The organism is Streptomyces sp. URMC 127 (assembly GCF_051386535.1).
Taxonomy (GTDB): Bacteria; Actinomycetota; Actinomycetes; order Streptomycetales; family Streptomycetaceae; genus Streptomyces.
The window spans coordinates 1-273 of sequence record NZ_JBPQTW010000541.1 but is presented as its reverse complement, the minus strand read 5'-3'; the positions used below and the strand labels follow the sequence as shown (position 1 = coordinate 273).

General features: G+C 68.5%; 1 pseudogene. It reads left to right on the top strand.

The features are described 5' to 3' along the window. Positions 1–273, top strand: a pseudogene (locus ACSNOH_RS35310) (transglycosylase SLT domain-containing protein); the annotation flags it as partial.

Below are 273 nucleotides of genomic sequence, written 5' to 3'. Positions count from 1 at the left end.
GGCCGAGAAGCAGGCCGCCAACCGTTCCACCGAGCGCAAGGCCCTTGAGGCCAAGCCGGCCGCCCCCGCCAAGCCGGTGAAGCCCGCCGCCCCGGCCAAGCCCGCCGCTCCGGCGAAGAAGGCGTACGCCGACAACGTCGACGGCTGGATCAGTGAGGCGCTGGACATTCTGCGCGCGAAGGGCATCCCGGCGTCGTACGACGGCATCAAGCGCAATGTGATGCGTGAGTCGACCGGTAACCCGCGTGCCATCAACAACTGGGACGTCAATGC